The following is a 664-nucleotide window of genomic DNA, read 5'->3' on the forward strand; positions in this document are numbered from 1 at the left end:
TGATACGTTGATTTAATTCACCAAGGTGGTGATAAGCATCGGCAATCACCGTTCTTGCGAGATGTGGCAGTTCATTTTCTGCATCTTCAAGCATTAAGGGAACGTGTTTCATCAATGAAGAGCGACCAACGGGAATGATCAACCCGAACTCAGAAAGTAGGGCGCGCATACGATTCATAAGCGCGGTGCGTTCACGAACCCAATGCTCTCTCATTCTATGTACCGATAGGATGGCTTGTTGCTCTGGTGATTTTACGGGCACAAAGCGAGTGGATGGTCGCTGAACAGCTTCGCAGATAGCTACTGCATCATTAAGGTCGTTCTTCCCTTTAGTTCGATAAGGAACCACGTATTTAACGGCCATGATGCGGGCGTCATGACCCAGTTTATTGAGTGTTCTTGCCCAATAATGTGCACCACCACACGCTTCAACGCCTATACGCATGAGTGGCATATTTGCTATTGTAGTCAGTAGTTTAGAGCGGGTTACTGACTTATGAAGTATGACCTTACCATTTTGGTCTACGGCATGAAGACTAAAGTGGTTTTTAGCTAGGTCGATACCGCAGAAATAAGAATAATCAGACATGGTGCCTCCGATGCATTTAAGTACCACATAAGTGTGGCAGATCCTCGGTAGGGGGAATCCATGTCATTCGTTAGG

The 664-nt window shown here is 45.9% G+C and carries 1 protein-coding gene; it reads right to left on the reverse strand.

Annotated elements, in window-relative coordinates; genetic code table 11:
* The coding region (locus tag A136_RS10720) for an IS110 family transposase (RefSeq protein WP_017065581.1) at positions 1-589 on the reverse strand (589 nt) is incomplete at its 3' end.
* Positions 590-664: the final 75 nt, after the last annotated feature.

It is taken from the genome of Vibrio crassostreae 9ZC13, from assembly GCF_000272045.2.
Classification (GTDB): domain Bacteria; phylum Pseudomonadota; class Gammaproteobacteria; order Enterobacterales; family Vibrionaceae; genus Vibrio; species Vibrio crassostreae_C.